Annotated in this window: 16 protein-coding genes and 1 pseudogene; 15 read left to right on the forward strand and 2 right to left on the reverse strand. The window is 37.3% G+C overall.

What is annotated here, in order from left to right; all coding sequences use genetic code 11:
* The first annotated feature begins 37 nt into the window (after nt 1-37).
* The 10 genes and pseudogenes from AC6H3C_RS15405 (at nt 38) to AC6H3C_RS15450 (ending at nt 14,155) form a co-directional block, all read left to right on the forward strand.
* On the forward strand, nt 38-718 hold the full coding sequence (locus tag AC6H3C_RS15405) for a DUF3945 domain-containing protein (protein WP_497516297.1): 681 nt from the start codon (nt 38-40) through the stop codon (nt 716-718).
* A gap of 320 nt (nt 719-1,038) precedes the next feature.
* Nucleotides 1,039-1,416: pseudogene (locus tag AC6H3C_RS15410) on the forward strand (plasmid mobilization protein); the annotation flags it as partial.
* 29 nt (nt 1,417-1,445) lie between these two features.
* The gene (locus AC6H3C_RS15415) at nt 1,446-2,381 is read left to right on the forward strand and encodes a relaxase/mobilization nuclease domain-containing protein (protein WP_497516298.1); all 936 of its coding nucleotides are present in this window, start codon (nt 1,446-1,448) and stop codon (nt 2,379-2,381) included.
* Nucleotides 2,382-2,615: 234 nt separating this feature from the next.
* Nucleotides 2,616-3,005, forward strand: coding sequence for a hypothetical protein (locus tag AC6H3C_RS15420; protein WP_497516299.1), 390 nt, complete (start codon nt 2,616-2,618; stop codon nt 3,003-3,005).
* Nucleotides 2,974-3,429 carry a very short patch repair endonuclease gene (locus tag AC6H3C_RS15425; protein WP_497516300.1) on the forward strand — a complete coding sequence of 152 codons (456 nt, stop codon included), beginning with the start codon at nt 2,974-2,976 and terminating at the stop codon, nt 3,427-3,429. The genes AC6H3C_RS15420 and AC6H3C_RS15425 overlap by 32 nt, the downstream gene beginning before the upstream one ends.
* A 32-nt stretch (nt 3,430-3,461) precedes the next feature.
* Complete coding sequence (locus AC6H3C_RS15430; RefSeq protein WP_497516301.1) at nt 3,462-4,514, forward strand: DNA cytosine methyltransferase; 1,053 nt, start codon at nt 3,462-3,464, stop codon at nt 4,512-4,514.
* Between the two features lie 2 nt (nt 4,515-4,516).
* Entirely contained in the window at nt 4,517-7,510 is a 2,994-nt protein-coding gene (locus AC6H3C_RS15435; RefSeq protein ID WP_497516302.1) for an ATP-binding protein, read from the forward strand.
* A 5-nt stretch (nt 7,511-7,515) separates the two neighbouring features.
* The gene (locus tag AC6H3C_RS15440) at nt 7,516-9,153 is read left to right on the forward strand and encodes a response regulator receiver domain (protein WP_497516303.1); all 1,638 of its coding nucleotides are present in this window, start codon (nt 7,516-7,518) and stop codon (nt 9,151-9,153) included.
* Nucleotides 9,154-9,288: 135 nt separating this feature from the next.
* Entirely contained in the window at nt 9,289-10,509 is a 1,221-nt protein-coding gene (locus AC6H3C_RS15445) for a hypothetical protein (RefSeq protein WP_497516305.1), read from the forward strand.
* Nucleotides 10,487-14,155 carry an ORC-CDC6 family AAA ATPase gene (locus AC6H3C_RS15450; RefSeq protein ID WP_497516306.1) on the forward strand — a complete coding sequence of 1,223 codons (3,669 nt, stop codon included), beginning with the start codon at nt 10,487-10,489 and terminating at the stop codon, nt 14,153-14,155. Before AC6H3C_RS15445 ends, AC6H3C_RS15450 begins: the two co-directional genes overlap by 23 nt.
* Before the next feature lie 173 nt (nt 14,156-14,328).
* Here AC6H3C_RS15450 and AC6H3C_RS15455 read toward each other — a convergent pair whose 3' ends face one another.
* A complete protein-coding gene (locus AC6H3C_RS15455) occupies nt 14,329-14,811 on the reverse strand; it encodes a hypothetical protein (RefSeq protein WP_497516307.1) in 483 nt (160 codons plus the stop codon).
* A gap of 11 nt (nt 14,812-14,822) precedes the next feature.
* Nucleotides 14,823-15,422 (reverse strand): hypothetical protein, encoded by a 600-nt coding sequence (locus AC6H3C_RS15460; protein ID WP_497516308.1) that lies wholly within the window; start codon nt 15,420-15,422, stop codon nt 14,823-14,825.
* Between the two features lie 573 nt (nt 15,423-15,995).
* Here AC6H3C_RS15460 and AC6H3C_RS15465 point away from each other — a divergent pair.
* From AC6H3C_RS15465 to AC6H3C_RS15485, 5 genes are all read left to right on the forward strand, one after another.
* Nucleotides 15,996-16,916 carry an ArdC family protein gene (locus tag AC6H3C_RS15465; protein ID WP_497516309.1) on the forward strand — a complete coding sequence of 307 codons (921 nt, stop codon included), beginning with the start codon at nt 15,996-15,998 and terminating at the stop codon, nt 16,914-16,916.
* Between the two features lie 56 nt (nt 16,917-16,972).
* Complete coding sequence (locus AC6H3C_RS15470; RefSeq protein ID WP_497516310.1) at nt 16,973-17,680, forward strand: N-6 DNA methylase; 708 nt, start codon at nt 16,973-16,975, stop codon at nt 17,678-17,680.
* Between the two features lie 120 nt (nt 17,681-17,800).
* Nucleotides 17,801-19,141 carry an IS4 family transposase gene (locus AC6H3C_RS15475; RefSeq protein ID WP_497516311.1) on the forward strand — a complete coding sequence of 447 codons (1,341 nt, stop codon included), beginning with the start codon at nt 17,801-17,803 and terminating at the stop codon, nt 19,139-19,141.
* Nucleotides 19,142-19,604: 463 nt separating this feature from the next.
* Nucleotides 19,605-19,964 (forward strand): hypothetical protein, encoded by a 360-nt coding sequence (locus tag AC6H3C_RS15480; RefSeq protein WP_497516312.1) that lies wholly within the window; start codon nt 19,605-19,607, stop codon nt 19,962-19,964.
* A gap of 202 nt (nt 19,965-20,166) precedes the next feature.
* A complete protein-coding gene (locus tag AC6H3C_RS15485) occupies nt 20,167-23,442 on the forward strand; it encodes a SusC/RagA family TonB-linked outer membrane protein (protein WP_497516313.1) in 3,276 nt (1,091 codons plus the stop codon).
* Nucleotides 23,443-23,462: the final 20 nt, after the last annotated feature.

Genomic DNA, 23,462 nt, shown 5'->3' on the forward strand with positions numbered 1-23,462 from the left:
AAAACATCAAGTTTTAACAACGTAAATTTTAAAAACCATGGAACAAAGTACACGAATGACAATGGATCAGATTCCGTTTGACAAACTCGAAAAAGTAGGGATTAACCGAAGCCTGATCGAACAAATGGAACAAAAAGAAAAAACTGATTTTCTGAACGGTTTCCGTTCGGACAAGCTCTACACGGTAAACGCCAGGATCGGCAATGAAGATTACAGAATCCCGGCAAAAATCCGGTTACAAAGTAAGGAGGACGGATCGGTTGACATAAAAATCCATCCGATCCAGCGATTGAATGTCCCGGATGAATACATGGGGCATAAGTTTACTAAGGAAGAAAAAGGAGCGCTACTGAATGACAAAAACCTTGGCAAAACGGTGGAATTGACCGGCAGGGATGGAAAGAAGGATAACTATTACCTGGGTATTGATCCCAAAACCAATGAACTGATTCCGCTTAGGACCAAAATGATCCAGGTGCCTGAAAAGATTAAGGGAGTAACCCTTTCTTCGGAACAAAAAGAAAAGCTTGCATCCGGACAAAAAGTTACTGTTGACGGAATGATGGGCAAGAATGAAAAGAAGTTTTCAGCCACGCTTCAGGTTGACGCTGCAGGACGGAACATCAGTTTTTCTCAGTTCAAGCAGGAGAAATCCGAAGAACAAAAAACCGATGCCAAACAATCGGAAAAGCAAGGGGCCAGGCAAAAGGTCCATTGAATAAATAACAGGTCTCGTTTTCAAAACCGGAAGGGGAAATTCTGAAGTGCAGGTTTCCCTTTCTTTTTGGCAAAAGTTGAAAAAATGAGTATGAAAGTTCAGTGCGGAAAAGCAAAAAATCAGGAAGAAAATCTTGTTCAAAGTGGGGAATGCAAGTTGTGTATTTGTATGCACAAATACCTTTCAACTTGCCCCAAGAGACAACAGGCCATTCCCCATCTTTTAAAAACTGATTCCCCACTTTGAACCGATTTTAATAGGAACACAAGAGGCCATTGGAACAATAGAAACAATAGTGAACACAGAAACAAAAAAACAGAAAACAATCTGTGCGTCCGAAATTATCTGATACCGATAAAAGAACTGAGAAGCTTATAATCCGGCTTACCAGGGATGAGAAGTTCCGGTTGCAGAACCTGACCAAACAGGGAAAGTACGGCTGCATGAGTGACTACATGCGAAATAAAATATTTGATCTGTCAAAAAGGAAAACCATTTTGCTTGACAATGAAGCCAAGGAACAACTCAAAAGCTTGGATTACGAACTGAATAAAATTGGAGTGAACCTGAACCAGCTTTCCAAACGGATGAATTCATTTTCAGGTTACAATGTTGGCGACAATGACCGGCAACTGTTAAAACAGGCTTTCGAGATGATGCGATACTGTCTGATCACTCTTCAGAATCTTCTACACTGATTTTTTTTCACTAACCGCCATACTTCTCAATGATTATAAAAATACACCAGGCTTGCAGCACAAAAAATGCGTTGTTTTACAACGAGCGGAAAGTGGAACGACATTACGCTTTCTTTTACCAAAGTAGAAATACGCCGGAGATCAATCCTTTTCTTGGAGATAAAAATGACCGGTACAGGATCTTTCAGGAGATTGAGCAGCGCAATACAAGAGTTCAAAAGCCTGGGTTGCACATATCTGTGAATCCAACTGTCAGCGATTTGGTTCGTTTGGGTGATGCCGGTATTAGAACTGAGATCGATAACCTGATGAAACATTTGGGTTATGGGAACCAGCCTTACCTGGTTTATAAACATGCTGATCTGGAGCGGATGCATTTTCATATAGTTTCAACGAGGATTAATTATGAAACCGGGAAAAAAATCAAAGACAGTTACGAAAAGGAAAAAACGCAGTGCTTTATCAAAGACCTGGAGCAGAGATACCAGCTAATTAAAGATGGGTCACAGGAGAAACTAAACTATCGGTTTTCAGGCTCCAGTAAAAACCTGAAACAAAACCTGGAAAGCTTGTTTGGGCAACTCAACAGGATGGAGTTCATAACCTCGAAAGAAATGCATGATCAGGCGCTGAAGCTTTTTAATGTGGAGGTCAGAAAGACAGGACGGGGATATTCGGTTTTTGCAACGGACGAACAGGGGAATCCGATCCGTCATCCGGTGAGAATGGGGGATTTTGAGGAAAGGCCGAAGTTTTATTTGTCTGAACGGCAGAATTTGGGTCAACATTCTAAGCAACATCTCAATCTGGATCAAACAGGACTGGGCAATGGAGTTTTAAAATCACTGGTTTTAAAAGAATTAATACGACAGGTTGGACGTCCTTTCAATCATGGAGAATATCAGAAAAAAGCCAAACAACGATTGAGAAGTAAGAAAAAACTAGGGAACAGATTCAGAAAATAACCTATTGTTTTGTTAGTATTAAGTAGAAATAAAAACTAGTCATTATCACATTTTTGGTAATAATTCTTGTTTGGTGTATGATTTGTGATACATATGCTCCTATACTACGTAAAGCAGCTTATCATTAATTGACTGAATAAAACTCTTAAAAAGATATAATTATTTTTACAAATAAAAACAGATGTTTATCTTTAGACGAAGAATTAAAAAAATCAGGATAGGGAAAGTTATTTGTTGAATAATTCTGGTAACAAGTTTCCACGCACTTGGGAAATAAATAAAAGTGATAGTGGCGAAATTCCTCTTCATTTACCAGCAGGGAAGGTAAAGAATTCACGATTAGACAAAACTGGAATCTTTGATCATGAATTTGATGATCCCGATCAAAGAAAAAGAGTTTTATTCCTTGCTGTTCAAAAGGGAATTAGAAGTTCTGTTAATATGATGAGCTGGAAACAACGATTTGACTATATGAAGCAATATTTTGGCTGGTACTACGAGGATATTGCTAAAATTACCGGCAATAATACCGATAGTATCCAGACAGTTTTAAGCCAGCAGGATATTCCCAGATGGGCAAAGCTGGCTGTATATGTATTTGAGAAACTACGGAAGGGTAAATAATATGGCTGATGTTCACGACAAACAAACCCGGAGTTACAACATGAGCCGGATAAAAGGAAAAGACACCAAGCCAGAACTATTGGTGAGAAAATTCCTTTTTGCTAACGGATTTCGTTACCGTCTGAATATTAAAAAACTTCCGGGAAAGCCGGATATAGTGCTGCCTAAATACAAAACCGTGATTTTTATTAATGGCTGTTTTTGGCATGGGCATAAAGGCTGCCGCTATTTTGTTTTGCCTAAAACCCGCACCGAATGGTGGCTGCAAAAAATTAAAGGAACCATGTTGCGCGACAAAGAAGCAGAAATTAAACTGAATGTTTTAGGCTGGCGGGTAATAAAAGTTTGGACTTGCGAATTAAAAAAAGCGAAAAAGGAGGATAAATTAAATAATTTGATTCGAGAGATTTTATATATTTGGTGATTCGAAATATATGCTAAATTCAACCTCAGTATATGCAAAAAAAATACCAGCAGTTAAAAGTCGTGGATTTCTTCTGCTCTATCGGAGGAGTGAGTCTGGGGTTTAAGCAAGCAGGTATAGAAGTTTTAGGAGGGATTGATATAGACAATTCCTGTAAAGAAACTTACGAAAAGAATATTAATGCAAGATTCCTGACAGAAGATGTTTCTCAGTTGAATTTTGAAAAAGTACGTAAATATTTTGGTATCAGACGCAATCAGCGAAATCTAATTTTTGTCGGATGCAGTCCCTGTCAATATTATTCCAATATAAAGACGGACAAAACAAAATCGAGCAAGACTCGCTTATTGCTTGCTGATTTTCAGGAGTTTGTTGCCCATTTTATGCCCGGATATATTTTTATTGAAAATGTACCGGGTCTTGATACTAAAGAAGAAAGTCCGCTGGGGCAGTTTAAAAGATTCCTTATTGAAAACAATTACGCCTTCGATGATGACATTTTGAATGCCAAATATTTTGGAGTACCTCAAAACAGACGCCGATATGTTTTAGTTGCAACCCGAATAAAAAGAAGTATTAAATTACCGGCAGAAGATCGTTCAAAAATAAAAACGGTAAGACAAGCCATTGGTGATTATTCGAAATATCCGCCAATAGAACATGGTATAAAAGATAACTCCCCTTCTGCTCATTCGGCTGCAATGCTTTCTCCGATAAACCTGAAACGCATCCAAAACACGCCGCATGATGGAGGTGGTCGGCTAGACTGGAAAGATATCACATTGCGGCCACACTGTTATGATAATCATGACGGTCACACCGATGTTTATGGTCGCTTGTCTTGGTCGAGTCCTTCGCCAACTATAACCACTCGTTTTGTCAGTTATTCTAACGGCCGGTACGGGCATCCAGAACAAGATCGTGCGATTTCTCTTCGTGAAGGTGCAACTTTACAAAGCTTTCCTGAAGATTTTATATTTTATTCGAATAGTCAGGGTACAATTGCTCGAATGATTGGCAATGCTGTGCCACCAAAATTAGCAGAAGCGATTGCAACCATATTCACTCAAAAAAATCAAAACTAAGGATGGCTGGATTTAAAGCAAGAGCAAGAGCTTTGGATATGTTAGGAAGGCAGCAGATTGCAGGTATTCCTACTGCAATTAGTGAACTATTTAAAAATGCTCATGATGCTTACGCTGATAATGTTATTGTTGACTATTTCCGTTCAGATAAGCTTTTCGTTCTGCGCGATGACGGATATGGAATGACTAAACAGGATTTCGAAGAAAAATGGCTTACTCTTGGTACCGAAAGCAAGCTGGATGGCAAAATTGACGAGACATTACCGGATATATCTGAAGAAAAGAAACGTCCGATAATGGGAGAAAAAGGTATTGGTCGGTTGGCAATCGCCTCTATTGGGGATCATGTGCTTGTATTAACGAGAGCTAAACGAAAAGATGGAATTCATGATCTTGTAATGGCTTTTGTGTATTGGAGAATGTATGAAATTCCGGGAATCAATCTTGAACAAGTGGTTGTTCCTATAAAAACCATTCCTGAAGGAAGATTACCAAATGGAAAAGATTTTGAAGAGCTAAATTCTGAAATAATTGCCAACATCGTTGCACTTGAACTTCAAGGATATATCAGTCAGGAAGAGGGAATGGAATTACTTAACCCACTGATGAATCTTTCTCTTGTTGCAGAGAAAATTGATAAATATTTAATAGGCCCATCGCTAAAAGATAATGGTACTGGCACGCATTTTATAATATGTCCTGCAAATGAAATGCTCGAACAAACAATAGATGGAGATAAAACTGGTCGGTTTAGTATTAAGGAAACCCAATTAAGAAAAGCATTGTTAGGATTTTCTAATACAATGCTGCCTGATTCTCCAAAACCTTTAATTACAACGAGTTTTAGAGATCACAAAACAGATGAATATTTTGATGATTTGATTGAGTCGGATGTATTTTGGACACCAGAAGAATTTGCTAAGGGTGACCACCACATTTCAGGAATATTTGACGAATATGGACAATTTCAAGGTTCTATAAAGGTTTATGGGAAAGAATTTCCAAATCACATTGTTAATTGGAAAGGAAATAATGGATTAAAAACGCAATGTGGTCCTTTTAAAATTAACATTTCATATATACATGGAAACTTAAAAGACTCCCTGATTCCTTCAGATGAACATCCTCGAATTTTGGCAAAACTAGACAAGATTTCAGGATTATATCTTTATAAGGATAATATTCGAATACTTCCTTATGGAGATAATGACGTTGACTTTCTAGACCTCGAAGTGGATAGAAACAGAAGTAACGCCTTTTATTTCTTCTCATATCGTAGAATTTTTGGAGCAATAGATATTTCGAAAAAGACTAATCCAAACCTTATAGAAAAGGCGGGCAGAGAAGGGTTGCGAGAAAATAAAGCTTATAACCAATTTAAGAATATTTTGAAGAATTTATTTCTTCAATTAGCAGCAGATTTCTTTAGAGACACGGATAAATGGGGAAGTCAAGCCGGTCCAAATACTGAATTTTACACTTCATTTAAAGAAGAATTAAATAGGCAATATAAAGCAAAACAAGAATTTGAAAAGAAATCGAGAGCTAAAAAGGAGAAATTTCAGAAAGAACTAAATGCTTTATTCGAAAAACTTAATAATGAAACCTATAAACAAGAAATTGACATTCTTAACCAAGATTTAGTTAAGGAACTTCAATATTGTGTTTCAATTCAAGATAAGGACAAAGCAATTAGCACTTTTCTGGAAATTGAAAGGAAAACCCGCCAAAAATACAATAGATTTGTTGAGGGTTATAAAATTCAACGACCAAGAGGAGTTGCTCTCGCTAAATCTACAATCCAAGATTACGAGACTTATTTAAATGAAATAGAGAGAGTCTCGGAGACTGATTTCAACCCGGAGATTGATCATATTGATTCGCTGCTGAATGATTATTTAGCAAAGCTTGAGGTTGAAATAAACCGAAGAAAGAGATTGGAAATCGCCATTGAAACCACCATTGATCAGTACAAAAAAACAACGAAATCTGAAGTTTTCGGTGTTCAGGAAATCGCCAGAAAAGTCAGTAATGATGTAATTACGTTGTCAAAAGATTTGGTTGCCGGGTACGATAAAAAAGTAAGAGAAGTGCAAATTCAACTTGCACATATCGAGCCATATCAGTTGGATGATGAAAAATTAGTTTCAGAAAGGAACAGAATGGAAACAATCCTGATTTCTGAGGCTGAAGAGATAAAGGAAACCATGAATAATATTCGAAATCAATTAGAGAATATTATTCTCTCGAAAGACGTCTCAAATATTGACATGGTGGAAGCTTATGCCGAAGAGGTTGAAAGTTTAAAAGATAAATTAGATTCAGACCTTGAACTAAGCCAGTTGGGATTAGCTGTAAGCGCAATTCAACATGAATTTGCTCATACCACAAAAACGATCAGGGAACAAATCAGGCGTTTAAAAGCATGGGCGGATCTCAATGAGGGTATTGATGATATTTATAAGCACTTTAGTACAAATTTTGAGCATTTGGATAATTACCTCACCCTTTTTACACCACTAAGTCGGCGATTATACCGAAAAGAAGTAAATATTTATGGGAATGAGGTCTTTAATTTTGTAAAGGATGTATTTTATGCCCGCATGTCAGAAGAAAGGCACCAAATAACTTTTGAGTGTTCACAAACATTTTTAAAAAATATAGTAGTAGGATTTCCGTCAACTTTCTATCCTGTTTACACAAATATTGTTGATAATTCAATTTTCTGGCTAAAAGATCAACAACTACCTCGTCGCATCTTTTTAGATGCAGACAAAGAAGGAGCTATTTATATTTCCAACAATGGTCCATCCATTGATATCAGAGACCGCCAACGAATATTTGAATTGGGATTTACCCGAAAGCCCTTGGGCAGAGGGATGGGATTGTATATATCCAAACAGGTTCTTAATAAAATTGGCTATGATTTAATTGTTGACGAACCTAAACTTGATAAAGGTGTAACCTTTAAAATTTTTAAAACTAATCAAAACTAAGCGATATGTCTTTCCACGAATACTCTAAAGAAATCCTTACAGAATATCTTGGCACAGTTGCCTATGTAGATGATTTGATTTTTTCAAAAAAAGAAGAAACGAAAGCGGTCGAATTAAAAATAGAATCTCCCAGAATAATGGCTGCTAAATTAGAGGAAGAAGAATCACTTCCAAAACAAGATACAGAAGGAAAAGATACAGTCAATAAATCAGATAGTCCTATTGAACAGTTAGAACCAAACATTAATCCTGCTGCTTTCACAAACGCCTTTCTTGAAAAAGGAATCCATTGTTCCCTATTTGAAATTAAAAATGACGATGATTCCCTCGATTCATTAAAAAATATACTAAAAAAAACAGATATAATTATTCTTGATTGGCAAATGCATCAAGATAATGGAAGAAAAGCTTCCGATTTGTTACTATCAGTAATTGAGTCCTCCGATAAACCTGAATTGAGACTGTTTATCATTTTTACTGATGATCCTCAATACAAAAATTTGCTTTCTCAAACCATTTTACCAAAACTAAAAGAAATAGGGATTATTAATGATATTCCAGAAAATATAGAATGCGTCTTTAAATTCGGGCATTCAAAGATAGTTGTACTTGAAAAAACAAATGGTAAGGGATCAGAAACAGCAATAACTGATGACCAATTGCCTGATCGAATTATTGAAGAATTTACTGAATTAACAAAAGGGCTGGTTTCAAATACCGCTTTAAAGGCAATAATTTCGATAGACCGAAATATCCATAAATTGTTAGCAGTTTTTAATAAAAAATTAGACCCTGCATATTTAAGTCATAAATCACTACTGCCAAATTCTTCTGATTCATTGGAACACATTACTGATTTATTGGGTAGTGAGATAAAATCGATAATCAAGTCGAATGTTGTTCAAGATGAAAATGATACCATAAAATCATATTTTGATGAAAAATATATTGATTGGACTTCTGATTTTGTATTCGAGAACAGAGAGCATTTAAATTTCGAAATACCAGAACAGCTAACTGGAGAGATGCTTTATACTATTACAAACGTTGGGATTGAAAATTATTTTTTAAAGAGTGAAATTACCCAAGATCAGAAAATCATTTTTTCAAGAAATTGTCACAAAAATTTAACTACATTTTTTACTAACAACAAAATTGAAGCGGATGAAGCGAATCATGAATTTGCAATCTTGACAACTTTAAAATCACTAAATGATAAATCTGAAAAAATATTAACTCAGGGAACCATACTAAAAGAAGATAAAAAGAATCCTAACTATTGGTTATGTATTCAACCTAAGTGTGACAGTAATAGAATAAATACCCAAATAAGAGATTTTCTCTTTTTGAGATTATATAGAGGAAAGGAAGATCGTTTTGATATTGTTCTATTTGATGGAGAGAAGTTAATCATTGATTATAAAGTTTACTATAGTCGTTTAATGCCTTTTAAAACAAATGGTCACAATAAGATTCTAAGTTTTCAAGAAAATGGTTATAATAAGTTTCTTAAACAGGATAATCAAAAAATGATATGGATTGCAGAATTAAAAAATGATTTTGCCCAGTACATTTCAAATAATTTTGCTGGTAATCTTTCCCGAGTCGGGATGGACCATTCCGAATGGTTAAGAAGATCATGAGAAAATGTTATGGATAAAAAACTTGATGGATTTATAACAACTGAGATCGTAACGAAACAATTGCAAGAATGATTGTCACTGTTGCTCATATGTTACTTGCGCAAAAAAATAGGGACCGGATAACCATAAATAAAAATGCAGCAAATAATTAATGAATTTTTATCGAATCCGAGCGAACATAACATGGATCAATTGATTGAATTATTTGTAGGTCCATATATAAAAGATGAAGATATAATTGATCTGGCAAAGGGATTGGCTGATTCTGGCACTAAGTTAAAATTTGATAAAAATGAGATTGTTTCAGACATACCATCAACCGGTGGGCCAACTTCTTTATCGACATTAATTTGTCCATTAGTATTAGCGGAAATGGGGTTTATTGTCCCCAAACTCGGTGTGCCGGGTAGACCAGCGGGAGGAATTGATGTTCTTTCTCAGATACCTAATTATAAAATAGATTTTTCAACTGAGGAATTAGAACGATTCTTTAGAAAATACAGATATTGTCACTTTCTCGCTAATGATTCCTTTACTCCTTTAGATATTTCACTATTCAACTATCGTTCAATTGTGGGAGCCAAAGGAATAATTCCTTTGGTTATTTCGAGTTTATTATCTAAGAAATTAGCGGTTGGAATTAATCTCGTAGGATTAGACGTGAGAGTGTTTTCAAAAGGTAACTTCGGTGAAAATAGAAACGAAGCACGTACAAATAGTTTAAAATTTATTGAAATTGCCCACAAAGCGGGTATAAAGGCAATATGTTTTTTAAACGAGTTGAATAAAATTCAGCAACCCTATGTTGGTAGAGGTGAAGCTTTAATAGCATTGTATGAAATTTTTTATGGTGTACCGGATGTTTTATTGAAAGATCACCTGGACAAGTGCATAAACATGGGACTTTCATTAACAAGTAGTCAGGACGCGGATATTACCGGCATCATAAGTAAAATAAAAGAACAATTTATCAAAAATATAGAATCACAAAGATCCTCTGAAAATGAATTTATTAGAAAAGTTAAACAATTGAAAGATGATTTAATTTATGAATTTAAGTCTCCAGCAAGTGGATTTCTTCACGTTGATTTAGATATGTTACGGCAGGCGATCGTTTGGGGGCAACAAAATGAAATTGGAGATAATAAATTTTCTGACCCATGTGGGGTTGTCTTTAAAAAGTATTCAAATGATTTTGTGGAAAAAGGAGAGGTCATCTTAAAGTATAGAGCGAAGAATAAAATTATGAATGAATTTGATAATCGACTCTTAAAGTCAATATTAATCAATAATAATTACGATATTGGTTCTGATTTTGAAAAATTATTTAAAAATGGGAAAATATGGTTGTTTTAACTGCCCAGAAACTGGGCATGACAATACTCGTGAACTGGATCAAGAATGTCCTAAATGTGGTCACAAATATGGATTCCCACTATTTTATCCTCCTCAAAAGATTGGAAAGTACGAGGTGATCGACAAGATAAGTAGAGGTTTTTATGGCTCTGTTTATTTAGTTGAAGATAAACTTCTTAACAAAAAGAATGTTGTAAAAATTATACCAAAGTCAATTTATGAACTCCATAATAAAGATTTCTATAATGAGAGTCAAGATCACGCTGCTCTTGCCTCTGAAAGTCCCTTTATAGTTGATATAATTACTGTTGAAGAAACCAAAGTCACTTTTGGAAATGGTTTAGGAATAGATTGCTATGTGTCGGTACTGAAATATATCCCAGGTAAGACATTGAAACAAATTTTAGAAGATGACGAAAATATCAACGCAATTAGAATAGCTCAGATCGCAATTGATTTGTTTCTGATATTGGATGTATTAAGACAGAAGAAAAAAAACCACAATGATTTACATTCTGAAAACATTATAGTTCAAGAACTTGATTATTCAGACAGAAGAGCTGGCGAAATAGATCATTTGATTAGAGCTGTAGCAATTGACATAGGGTCGTTAGCCTCAGAAAATAAAGAGGGAGACTCTCCTGACAGAATAGGAGATGTTCATTGGGTCGCTGATTATCTGATGCAATTAAGTGGCAAGCTACTAAGAGATCCAGATAAAGTATCCGATCAAGATTACAGATTAGCCAGCTTATTAAATGATAGAGCAAAACTGCTATTTCCTACCGGAGAATATCAACGGGTTCCTAATTTTGAAGAGATCATTGAAAGCATAAAGAATTGCTTTCATCAACAAGCATTTCCTTGGGAAGAACCTCTTCTCTTGTTAAATTTTAACGACACATATAATGCTCAGACTTTAGATCCATGGCATGTTCCCACTTTATTGGTTGATCCGGATAACCAATGGTTAGATAAGATTTCAGGGAAAGGACCTTTAGTTGTGACAGGAATGCGTGGATGTGGTAAAACAATGATACTTCGAGCGGCTCAATTTCATGCTCGCGCTGCCTATTCAAAGATTGAAAGTAAAAACAACGTAGAAAAGCAAATAGAACGGTTAAAAAACGAGCTATTTATAGGTCTGTATGTATCATGTAAGGTTTTGCTCGACCGAATGGGAAGACCAGTTGAGGAATTGATTCATCAACCATATTCAAGATTATTTATTTGGTACGGAATTGAGGCTATAAAAGCACTCAGGCATTTAAATTCCATATCTGAAGATTTGGTTAAGCATGATTTTTATAAAGAATTAATCCTTTTCTATAAAGAGCATCTTTCTGAATGCAACGTTTTAGATAATGTTCACAGTGAAATGCAACTTGAACAAAGACTTTTAAGTATGACATTCTCTCTAGAAAAAGGAGAAGATAAATATATAATTCATTCAAATCCAGCAAATGCTTTTTCTGCATTAGCTCAAAAAATAAAAGGATTTTCAAAAATTTGGCAAAATCACTATATACTTTTCCTGTTAGACGATGTTTCAACCCGATATTTAAGTGAAACCAATATTCGAGAATTATTATCATCCTTGATATTCCAAAGTAATGAATGTGCTTTTAAAATTACCAGCGAAGTACAGACAATTGAGCTTGTTTTATTTTCGCCAGGAAAGGTTGAAAAAGCAAAAAAAGGTAGGGATTTCGAAACTTTTGATTTAGGAAGTGCTGTAAACCAAAAAATAAGAAACAAAGGGGGCAAACAATTCGTTTCAGAAATATTACGTCGTAGAGCTGAAAGTCATCCTAAACATCCGAGCGATATTCTACCCCAGGATATTCTAGGAGACATTCCATTAACTAAAATTGCAGAAAATATTGTTGAGAGAGGCAAGGATAAAAATCTCAGGAAACAAATTTACCACGGTTTATCTGCTCTTTGTGGCGTTTGTGTCGGTGATATTGGAGACATAATCAACCTTTACGACATGATTGTTGGTCATTTCGATCACGGGAAAAAACAATTTCCGATTCAGCCTACAAAGCAAAGTGGATGTTTTCAGGATCTTTGTAGTGTTAGATTGCATGAGATAAATTTTAAAGGGAAAGAATATAAAGATCATGCTTTATCTTTCGCTCAAGCTTCTTATGAACTTTTAATGCAATCTTATAAGAATGGTGATAAAAGACTTAGACAGTATTATTCGATCTATATAAGAATCACTACTGGAAATATGGAGCAACAATATCAGCAGATTAGAGAATTATTGGATGCGGGTGTATTCGTTTATTCTGGTGATCCTCTGGCGCCGAGGACACTGGGAATTGATACAAATCCAATAAATCAGTTTAAATTAACTTTTAGAAAACTATATGGAATTTCAAATTTAATTGGGTTAACAAATGGTGATAGATTTGAATTATCTGGCGAAAAACTTGAAAAATGGTTAAATGAACCTGAAAATGGTAAGGAGTTATTAATTAGTAGCGTGGGAGGTACCAGCTCTAATATTGATGAGGGAGATGAAGAACAAGATCAAATTTCTGATCTTGATAAACAAGATAAAGAGCAAGAAGATTCTGTTCAAACAAAGATTTCATTTGTATTTAAAGACGAAATTACCCCGGATATTTCTAAAGCGAAAGATAAAGTCAAAATAATAAATGAAAAAAGACCATCATGTAGGGAAATATCATATGAACACCTGTCTGAAGAAAAATTCGATCTGCTTGTCTCTGCCTTAGGGTTTGAAGAGAGGACGCTTGAATCATTCAAAAAATTAATAAAACTAAATATTTCAAAGATTCTTCTTATTCGGTATGATGAAGTTGGAAAATCTAAAGAGATGATTGATTTAGTAAAATCATCAAATATTGACTATACAATCGTGGATTATGAAAGCGTAAAGACAAGTATTGATATTCCAAATGGTAAGATTCTGTGTGACATAACAGGAATGTCAAAATCCATTATTTTCAACATAATACGAAATACTCTGAAAACCAATGGCTATTTGTGGTTTAGTCACACTTACGCCAAACAATATTACCCATTAAATGATGAGGTGGAGCTTGCACTGAACAAATACAATAATGAAGATGGCTTTAATATGCTTGATTTAATTACAAAAAATGTGAATAAAGGGGAAGACGGGCCATACGAAGTATATGATTTACTCTTTTCTGATACTGATGAATCAAAAAGAAATATATTAATTGGCATTTCATCTCCCAAATATGAAAAACTATTCAAAGTCTTAGAATATAGAACAGTAGATAAAATTTGTATTATAACACCAGATAGTAATACACCCAGGGCTAGATTGGCTAACTTAGCATCTGAAATGGTTTCGAAAACTTTTCCTAATGCATATATTGCTCGATTCGACTCAAACGAAATTGACGGAATAATTAATTTTTTAACGGAGCAATATCAAAAGTACTTTATTGATCAAAATTTCAATTTCGAGATAGCTTTATCCGGATCAAAGAAAAATACGGTAGCATGTGCTGCAATTAGTGCTGCCTTCAAAATCTCTCATTGTTGGTATCTAAAACCCCAAAAATGGAATGTTGAGAATTTTTCAAATGGAGTTGAAAGCTCGACATATTTTCATTTGTCACTACTAGATCAGAAATAACTTTATAATTTCTAAAACTACTAGTTGATAACAAATATGAACAGTTCCATCTAAAAAGTATAAAGATTTGTCTTGTGGCAGAGTTCAGTTTACACCCTATAAATCTGTGCTGAGCGAGCTTTTCCCGTCGAGAGATTTTAAACAAGAAATCAAAATCCAGAAATAGATGCAAATCAAATTTCTTCATTTGGATTAAAAGGAAAATCATCTTCCGGGTCTTTATCAAAAGGACTTATACCCGGTGGATTGAAAAGGCCCCAGCGATCAATGATAAAGTCCCATTTGTCGAACCCGGCAACCCAATCAATAAATAGCAAACGGTATTCTTCAATCAAATTCCGTACAATCCGGTAATATTCCACATGCTCAAAACCAAACATCTCGAGAGAATGGTTTTGAATCATTAATTCCCTGGCAGCTTTACGAATTAGGACAGCACATTCCATTTTGATGTCGTATAACTGTCCGCCTGTTGCTCCTGCCACTTTTACGGTTAGTAGCATGGCATCTTCGAGCATAATGCTTTTAACATGCCCCAGGTATTGGTCGTCATCGTCAATAAGCTGACAAATTTGGTTGACTACCTGATAAATTTCTTCACCCTTTTTATAGATGGGTAAGTCGCGTGGATCAATATCTGTTTCGTCATCGAACATGTCTCAATCCACTATTGCTTATTTCTGTCCCGTTTTTCTATCAGTTCAAACAATCTCATCAAATAATCTTCAAAACTTTCATTTGCTTTAATCGGTAAAGTTTCAAGTCCAAGATGGAAGCTTTCAAGTATGGCATCATATTTTGCAAAATTGCTCTTCAGGATTTCTTCATCATTGGTTTCCCAGTATTGACCTTCATCCGAAAATTTGAAATTTGAAAAATAGCGTTTATTCAGGTGTTTAAAGATTTGGATAATTGTTGCATGGATAAACTGATTACTAAACTGTGTTTTTACTGAAATCAAATATAAAAAAGGATTTTCATCCTGATCTTTTGATTTACCATAGAATTTTAAATGAGTTGGACTACTCATTCTTCCATTTGACAAAAAGCAAAAGAAAATAGTTTCACATTCGGGAGGAGTAATACTGACGCCAAATATCTCGTCTCTATATTCATTTGTTCCGGACAGGCAATTATTGGGGAAAGAAGTTTCGTAGATGGAATTCTTCCAATCGTAAATTTTGGCAATGTCCAAAACTTCTTCAATTAGTTCTGGTAAAAGTTCAGGATTGGCTATACTGCCACTATAGTGAAAACTTAAGCCCATTGTGAGTCAATATATTCATTTAATTACAATACCAAATGCTAATATTCTGCTACACTGATGTTTTTCTGCGGTTTATTTGCTGCTTTCTGTGACTGCTTTCCCAACCGTTCCGTTATTTCCCTTCTTCTTAGCCAGTACTGATTTCAGGTAAATTTAAATTGTTTACTCGGGTTTCAAGTTACAATAAGAAAATAAATAAAACAGTATTGGAAAATAATAATAATTGAAGCTATGTGTAAAATTGCTTGGTGTTAAGTTATTCATAAGTAAGAGTATAGCTATTACACTCAAATTCCCGGCAAATTTATTTACGCTTCCCTGAACGGTAAAGGGGAACTCGCTTTTCGTGACTCGTTTCCTTCGGATGCGTTCAGTTTTTTGCTTTGTTCTTTTTTGATAACATACAGATTAAATGAGTAATAGGTTCGCAGAAAACTGACATGCACCCCGTTGACCTAATCCGGGACAGCTCAATGTCGGTACGCCAAAAATTTAAGTTTAACGGCGTGCCAGATATTCCCCGAGTAAATCGAAGGGTGCCAAAACAAGTCTGCAAGGCAGCAGCATTATCCCATGAATACTTCATTCGACATTTACGAGATGGTTACCAACCTGATTATCGAACGCCTTGAAAAAGGTGTAATTCCGTGGCAAATGCCCTGGAAGGCTGAAACAGGTTTACCCCAGAACATGGTTTACAAAAAGGTGTACAAAGGTTTTAACTTCTGGTTGCTGCTCACAGTGGCCGATAAGTTCGGTTCCCCGTTCTTTCTCACTTTTCACCAGGTTAAGGAACTGGGAGGTCATATTCTGAAAGGAGAAAAAGGTTTCCCAGTTGTATTTTGGAAGATACTCGACAAAGAAGAAAAAGACGGAAGCATTGATCACATCCCGTTTCTTCGGTATTACACTGTTTTCAACCTGAAACAGACCGAAGGGATTGATGAAAGCAAAGTTCCGCCAACAGAAGCTTACGACCATGAGTTTGACCCGATTGCTCAGGCTGAACAGTTAATCGAATTCTGGTACGACAGCCCTGAAATCAGGTTGAACCAGACCCATGCCTTTTATTCACCTTCCGAAGACTATATCGGGATGCCCAATCCACGGACTTTCTTTCGTGATGAACAGTATTATAATGTTTTATATCACGAAGCTATTCATTCTACTGGGAATATTAACCGGACCGGAAGGCATGAAAAGCTGCCCGACCACAAGTTTGGTTCACAGGATTACAGCCAGGAAGAACTGGTTGCCGAAATGGGGGCAGCTTACTTGTGTTACATGACCGGTATCCAGAATGCTACCATCGACAACAGTGCAGCCTATATCAAAAGCTGGATTGGCAAGTTTAAGGAAGATAAGAAGATACTTTTAATGGCTTCATCAATGGCTCAAAAGGCAGTGGATTATATCCTGGAGCATCAGTCGTATCCAAACCCGGCGGCCAGTGTTGCACTGACAGTCCCTATCCCAATGGCGGAGGCAGTTTAGCCTTCGCCTTTTTTATCTCAAAAATTCACAGTTAATCATGATTAAAGATTCAAAAAATGGAACAGTTAAAAAGTTTTTCACAGTATATCCTGCAAATCGGCTATAAATATGGGTTGCATTTGGTGTTTGATGATTTTTTGGAAATGGTGATTTGTTCTTTATCCCTTGGAGCAAAAGAAGACCGCTACCATGAAATTGTCCGGAACTACGAAAAGCCCGATGCCTATCTGATGGCTGAAGCATTCGGAGCACTGGTCATGGGGATGGATAACAAAGGTGAAGGTTTGAAAGACGGGTTCGGGGATTTTTACATGGAATACCTCAGTCACGGACACAACGGACAATTCTTTACCCCGGAACCGATTTGTGATATGATGGCCCGGATATTGAACCCGGCAGGTTTTGGCGAACGGGTAGCCGATTGTTGCTGTGGCTCAGGCCGGATGCTCATGGCAGCAGCAAAAATCAGGCGGGATTCCTTGTTTTTCGGGGCAGATATTGACCGCACCTGTGCGATGATGTGTGTGATTAACCTCTGTCTGAATGGACTTTGTGGTGAAATTTGCTGGATGGACACACTGTTGAACCGCTTTTATGCAGGCTGGAGAATTGAACTTCACCCCGAGCATGGAGTTCCGTACATCAGGGAGATAACAGAATCAGAAAGCTACATGGTTTTAAGGTTGCCGGAAAAGAAACAAGAACTCGTTGTCCAACAAGCACCGGTATTAAAAGTAACTCAGCAGTTGATGTTTGAATTCTAGGGGCAACGCCCATAACCGTCAACCTAAGGAACCTGGATTTGTCAAATGATCCAGGTTCCTTAATTTTCACCTAAATATAGGGAGGTATGCGAAAGTGCAATATTACCTCTTGAAAGATCATTGGAAGAAGTTTTTACTTCTGAAGAGTTGATGTCAACTGCCAAAGAAACTGGATTTCGCCGAAGGGAATCCAAGTTAAATCCTTTTGTATTCTTTGATTTAATGATGTATGATTCAAGTTCAGCAGATCCCAAAAGCCTGAACCAGCTTGCCATAGAAGCCCTTTCGGGGCATGACATTGGTATCAGCAAGCAAGGGGTGGATAAAAGATTTAACGAGCAGGCTCTTTCATTCCTTAAGCAATTGATTGAAAAACAACTTTCAGTTGAATTAGGGCAACAGATTGAAGCTGGGTGGCTCAGTCTATTCAATCGGGTTCTGATTAAAGATGCCACACGATTTGAACTGCCAGAAAAATACAAAGATCAGCTTCCTGGCTCCGGAGGTAGTGCTTCAAAAGCAGGAGCCTGTCTTCAGTTTGAATATGATTTGAAAAGCGGCAGCATTATTGATCTAAACCTAACTGCAGCAAACAGGCCTGATGTCAAGGATGCGGTACAAGTATTGGGTAATGTTGAATGCAACGATTTGATCATTAGGGATCTTGGATATTTTGCTTTTAGCTCATTTTTAAATATATCAAGCAAAGGGGGATTCTTTGTCTCCAGAGTTAAGGCCAATACGATCATCTATGAGATGAAAGGTGGAGAAATACAACAGCTTGACTTCAAAGTCCTTTACGAAAGGATGAAAAAGCAACAGTTGTCCCGGATTGAAAAAGATGTATTTATTGGCAATACTCCTAAGATCCCTGTTCGGATGATTATTGATCTTTTACCAGATGCTGTTTATGAGGAGCGTATCAGAAGAACCAATATATCTCATAAGAGGAAAGGATATAATAGTAGTGAAAAATTTAAGCTTAACTCTCGGTTTAACCTCATTATCACCAATGTACCCGAAGATGTATTACCCACTGATGTAATACCTGCCCTGTACCGAATACGTTGGCAAATTGAATTGATCTTTAAAATATGGAAATCTATAATTGGGATACATCACAATAGAAATATGAAATATACGAGATGGCTATGTATCCTTCATTTTAAACTCCTTCTGATGATTGTGAACTGGAATATAGTTATGGCCAAACGCAACCATATGTATAAGCAAAGGGGCAAGCTGCTTAGTCTCAATAAATGCTTTAAGACGTTGTTTGACAATAGCTATAAGTTAAGAGATGCACTTAAAAAGGGATTAAAAGGAATTGCCGATTTTATCAAATGGGTGGAAAAGATATTTAGAGAGAATCACTGGTTGGAGAAAAAGAAAAACAAGATAGGATTAGAGAAAATATATTATTTATACTATTGTAAATCAAATATTTATGTGTATATTTAACAAAGAAAAACGGGACGATCCGTAACGATAACATCCCGTTTAAAAAAACTAAAAAGTTCTTTGATATGAGCAAAATTACTAGAATTAACCCTGTTCTCAAAAGGAATGGGGATAAAAACAGTTATATGCTCATAATCTGATAGTTTAAAAATTAGGTTGACGGCTATGGGGCATTGCCCCTTTTTTGCTCGTTATCAATATTTTGAAAGGTAAAACCACTCCATTTAAAATTCGGGCAAAGTTATTAATCGCTTCACGGAACGGTAAAGGGGAACTCGCTTTTCGTGGCTCGTTTCCTTCGGATGCGTTCAGTTTCATGGATTGATTAATTCCTGACGGAATTGGCATGAAACTGACATGCACCCCATTGACCTTATCCGGGACAGCTCAATATCCGGTTTCGCCGAAATTTTAACCGGCGTGCCAGATGCCAAAATAATGCCACAGGGCAGTGGAAAATAATATGAACAATACAGCTAAGAAAATCGATGCTGAGAGTGTTGAACAAGCTAAAACTTCTTTGGAAGTAGTGAAGAGAGATGAAAAAACGGTTGCAGAAGTTCCATCGTTGGAAAAGCGCATCCAGAAAGTGGAAGATTTGAGCATGCTCATTGAAAAATGGCGCAAGCTGACCGATACCCGTCGAAATCTTCAGACCTTTTCTTTAGGCGCTGACGGAATGGGTGCAACCGTGTTCCTTCGGGATGCCTCAGGTAAAGAGTTTAAAACCTCCAATACCCCGGTTGTATCTGCCGTGATGGATGAAATCAAAACCACTTTGGATGAAAAGATCAGGGAAGTTGAAGATCAGATCAAATTCTGAGAATGGGGAGGCAATGCCTCCCCATTTTTTTAGTCGTTGACAATTGTAATCCATTTGACAATAGATTTTCTGTTCCAGAATTCCTGAAGATTTATTTATTATGATATTTAAGTTTGTTTTTATTAATTTCCCTTTCACAAAAATGCAATCCAATTGAAATTTCATTGGCCTTATTTCACCCTCAAATATTAACCAAAAATCTATGGAAAATTCAAGGACATTATTTCGATTTGGAAGTCTATTGTTATTCATTTCTTTAATAACGCTAACTGCGACGGGTTTCGCACAATCCTTAGTAAAAGGAAAGGTAACTGATACCAAAGGAAATCCTTTGATAGGAGCAACTATTTTGGTAAAGGGTTCGACAAACGGGACTGTTACAGATGCCCAGGGAGAGTTTTCTTTCAAACCACAGAAAGAATTAAACCAGGGGAGTGTTTTGGTGTGCAGTTATATTGGTTTTATCAGTAAGGAAGTGAAATACACCGATTCATACCTGACTATTGTTTTAGAAGAAAATACAATAGAACTGGGCGGTGTGGTAGTAACAGCTCTTGGTATAAAAAGAGAAGAGAAAGGATTAGGTTATGCTACCCAAGGAGTGAACGGCGATGAAATTTCCAACACAAATCCGAATAACTGGTCGTCGGCGCTTAGTGGTAAAGTGGCGGGCTTATCGGTTATGTCGGCGGGCGGACCGCTCTCTTCAACACGCATATCGTTGCGGGGCGACGTTTCGCTCAATATGGATGGCAATAATGCTTTGGTTATTGTTGATGGCGTCCCGATGAGCAGTCCTCAGAGCAATCCTGGCGTTGCCTATGGTGCAGGATCGTCGGCCGAGTTGTCGGTCGATTATGGTAACGGATTTTCAGATATAAATCCGAATGATATTGAGAATATCCAGGTATTGAAGGGCGCCAGTGCTACCGCCTTGTATGGTACGCGCGCTGCCAATGGGGTGATCATGGTCACAACCAAATCGGGCTCCACTGCAAAAAAAGGGATAGGCATAACTTTCAGTTCGAGCCTAAGCACCGATAATGCAATGAAATATCCTGATTATCAGTATGATTTTGGTCAGGGATTGCCAAGTTATATTGGTAAAGCCGGTACCGATTATGCTGGCAAATTATACTATTCGTACGGGGCAGCCCCCGATGGAAATGTTTCGACGAGTGGTACAAGCAGTGCGTATGGTCCACGCTTTGATACCAACCAATTGTATTATCAGTACGATCCGGTGACACAAGCCCGGGCTACCGGGGCAACTCCCTGGGTTCCTTACAAAAATAACCGTTCCGACCTGTTTCAAACCGGTTACACTATCAGCAATTCAGTAGCCATAACCGGAAAGGGCGATAAAGGTGCAATGCGCGTATCGCTGACACATACTAAAAACGAGTGGATATTGCCAAATACTGGTTTTCAGCGTTTTGTAGGAAGTGTATCGACCCAGCAGCAGATTTCGCGCAGACTGAAGGTAAGCCTGAAAACAAGCCAGACTTACCGCACAACCGATAATGTTCCGGCCCTGGGATACAACAGCAACTCGATCTCCTATTTTATGATTTTCCAGAATCCGAATGTAAATCTGGACTGGTTGCGGCCGATGTGGAAAACAGGCCAGGAAAAATCCAAACAGTTACAGCCTTACAGTACATATATTGGCAACCCGTTCGTAACACTTTACGAGAATGAAAATCCTTCAAATAAATACAGCAACGAAACTTCGCTGACGGCTAATCTTGAATTGTCCGACAAACTTGACTTTCAGCTACGTTCCGGTATTCAGCTTACCAACGACATACGCGAACAGCGTCGTACAGTGAGCGATGTCGTATATGGAACCGGATATTTCAAAAAACAAAATGTATTTGACTATGAAATGAATACCGATGCTTTACTTTCATACCATGATTCGTATAGCAACGGTCTTACACTTAATGCATCAGCCGGGGGGAACGTGATGTACAGGTACTACGATGCACTTTCGGCGGCTGTCGTAGGATTGATTACCCCCGGAGTATATAAGCTGGCCAATGGAGCTTCGAATCCGGTGGTGGCTACCGACATCAGGAAGAAAGCGATCAATAGTTTGTATTTTACAACCAATTTTTCATACCTGAATAAGATATTTTTAGATGTAACAGGCCGTAACGATTGGTCATCAACACTACCTTCCCAAAATCGTTCATTCTTCTATCCATCGGTATCAACCAGCGTGATGGTGAACGAATTAGCCGAATTGCCTTCAAGCATCAGCTTCCTGAAAATCAGGGCATCATGGGCGCAGGTAGGTAACGATACCGATCCGTACAAAACATCAGCTTATTATACAACAGGTAATTTCCCCGGTTCGGTAACGGTAGCTTCCACGTTGTACAATCAGGATTTTAAACCCGAAATATCGACAAACTATGAAACGGGACTGGATTTTCGCATGTTTAAAAACCGGATTGGCCTCGACCTGACATTTTATTATAACAAAACAAAAAACCAGATATTGGATGCGCCTATGGACCCGACAACGGGTTACAGTCGGGCTACAATCAACTCGGGAAGCGTACGTAACCGCGGTATCGAAGTTGAACTGACGGGCACACCTGTCCAATCAAAAGAGTTCAATTGGAAAACAACACTCAACTGGTCGAAAAACGAGAACAAAATCCTTTCGCTGGCCGAAGGTTCCGACGAAAATCAGTTGATCGCCTCCATCGGAAACGCATCAATTATTGGTACCGTGGGAGGAACCACCGGCGACTTGTGGGGATATAAACTTGTTCGTAATTCCGACGGCAAGGTGATAATCGGCGCCGACGGGTTACCGGTTCGTGGAAGTGTAATTGAATATGTGGGCTCTGCTTACCCTTCATGGAAAGCCGGAATGTATAATGAAATTAGCTATAAGGGATTTAAATTCAGTTTCCAGATAGACGGACAATTCGGTGGATTGGTTTATTCGCAATCGTTCCATAAAATGAGCGAGCAGGGAAAATTGGCATATACGCTGAACGGGCGCCTTCCGGGTACTGAATATTATATTGCCGGCGACGATCCTCGCGTTACCTCCAACTCTTCGTTGATACAGATAGGCGGTATTTACATGGTAGCTCCGGGAGTGGTACAAAATACCAATGGAACTTACAGTCCGAACGAAAAGTTGATTACTGTGGAGTCGTACTACAAAGAATATAACCGCATAGCCAATGTCGAAACCAACTCTTTTGATGCATCATACTTAAAAATCCGCGAAGTAAGATTTGATTATACGTTGCCTAAAAAGATTTTGGACAAAACCCCGTTTACAAATGTTTCTCTTGGAATTTACGGGCGTAATTTGCTTTGCATTACCGATTATCCGTTATTCGACCCCGAAACGGTAGCTTTGAACGGCAGTTCCATTGTGCCAGGTATCGAAACCGGGTCGTTGCCTTCAACCCGAACTTTCGGTCTCAATTTGAATGTTAGCTTTTAAAAGACATGTTATTATTCAAT

The sequence above is a fragment of the Gaoshiqia sp. US2 genome (assembly GCF_059705485.1).

What these genes read in the sequence shown, in the direction of transcription:
- AC6H3C_RS15415 (WP_497516298.1), top strand. Translation starts at nt 1,446, where the DNA reads ATGATTATAAAAATACACCAGGCTTGCAGCACAAAAAATGCGTTGTTT.
- AC6H3C_RS15405 (WP_497516297.1), top strand. Translation starts at nt 38, where the DNA reads ATGGAACAAAGTACACGAATGACAATGGATCAGATTCCGTTTGACAAA.
- AC6H3C_RS15440 (WP_497516303.1), top strand. Translation starts at nt 7,516, where the DNA reads ATGTCTTTCCACGAATACTCTAAAGAAATCCTTACAGAATATCTTGGC.
- AC6H3C_RS15430 (WP_497516301.1), top strand. Translation starts at nt 3,462, where the DNA reads ATGCAAAAAAAATACCAGCAGTTAAAAGTCGTGGATTTCTTCTGCTCT.
- AC6H3C_RS15465 (WP_497516309.1), top strand. Translation starts at nt 15,996, where the DNA reads ATGAATACTTCATTCGACATTTACGAGATGGTTACCAACCTGATTATC.
- AC6H3C_RS15460 (WP_497516308.1), bottom strand. Translation starts at nt 15,422, where the DNA reads ATGGGCTTAAGTTTTCACTATAGTGGCAGTATAGCCAATCCTGAACTT.
- AC6H3C_RS15470 (WP_497516310.1), top strand. Translation starts at nt 16,973, where the DNA reads ATGGAACAGTTAAAAAGTTTTTCACAGTATATCCTGCAAATCGGCTAT.
- AC6H3C_RS15485 (WP_497516313.1), top strand. Translation starts at nt 20,167, where the DNA reads ATGGAAAATTCAAGGACATTATTTCGATTTGGAAGTCTATTGTTATTC.
- AC6H3C_RS15445 (WP_497516305.1), top strand. Translation starts at nt 9,289, where the DNA reads ATGCAGCAAATAATTAATGAATTTTTATCGAATCCGAGCGAACATAAC.
- AC6H3C_RS15435 (WP_497516302.1), top strand. Translation starts at nt 4,517, where the DNA reads ATGGCTGGATTTAAAGCAAGAGCAAGAGCTTTGGATATGTTAGGAAGG.
- AC6H3C_RS15455 (WP_497516307.1), bottom strand. Translation starts at nt 14,811, where the DNA reads ATGTTCGATGACGAAACAGATATTGATCCACGCGACTTACCCATCTAT.
- AC6H3C_RS15450 (WP_497516306.1), top strand. Translation starts at nt 10,487, where the DNA reads ATGGGAAAATATGGTTGTTTTAACTGCCCAGAAACTGGGCATGACAAT.
- AC6H3C_RS15425 (WP_497516300.1), top strand. Translation starts at nt 2,974, where the DNA reads ATGTATTTGAGAAACTACGGAAGGGTAAATAATATGGCTGATGTTCAC.
- AC6H3C_RS15480 (WP_497516312.1), top strand. Translation starts at nt 19,605, where the DNA reads ATGAACAATACAGCTAAGAAAATCGATGCTGAGAGTGTTGAACAAGCT.